Here is an 842-nt window from a genome sequence, read left to right as displayed (position 1 = left end):
TTTTTCGTAATCTGGTTTTTTCGTCACGATGTAATTGGTTTCACTCGCCACTAACGCACCGTGCTTTAAGAAGTTTTTACCCAAAATCATGCTGTAATGAAAGCGTCCGCGATCTTGCAAATTCACGCGAATTTTCTTCTCTAAGTCACCCAGTTTGACGTGCATTTCCACCACCGGACGTACGTTTGCTTTCTCGCCTTTTTTCGCAGTAATTTTCATTACGTCTACCACTTCGCGAGTAAAGGCTTTTTGCATACCGAGGTCATTTTCGTAGGTAAAGCTCACCATGTCTTTGCCATCTTTTTGGAACAGTTTGATGTCCTTAGCATTGATAGAACTGACATCCGCACCGGTGTCCAGTTTGACCGGGAAAGACATGCCTTCCACTTCGGCTACTTCGATATGGCCAGCTCGGAACAAAGGTTTGGCATCGAGCAAGTGGTCTGCGCGCGTATTCAGTAGCACGCCACCTTTAGCCATGTTGTGGCCGAAAACGAAAAACGGCTGCTCTTCATCTTTATCTAGCACGTCGATAGCAAACTCCATCGACTTTTCCTTGTTACCGAACAAGAAGTCACCTTCCACCACAGGACGCACCATGTCGCCGACTTTGAGTTTCTTCAGCACGGGTTTGGTGATTTTTTCTTCTTTGCCTTTTTCGTTGCTCAAATAGAACGTCGCGACTTCGTCTTTGCCCTTTTCACTCAGTTCAAATCCATTCACGCGTAATAATGGCGTTTTCACGGTAAAGGTTGGATAAGCGGGAACCACGTAGCCATCAATGTTCACTTCCTCTTCCGGTGAAATCACCAATGGCTTGGACTTCAGTGCACTCTTAAAGG

General features: G+C 46.0%; 1 protein-coding gene. It reads right to left on the bottom strand.

All coding sequences use genetic code 11. The features are described from left to right. Positions 1–842 (bottom strand): ATP-dependent zinc protease family protein (locus R7P74_RS25640; RefSeq protein ID WP_318123459.1); only part of this gene is annotated, 842 nt, incomplete at both ends.

This window comes from Vibrio sp. 2033, from assembly GCF_033339735.1.
This window is presented reverse-complemented; position numbering and strand designations above follow the sequence as displayed.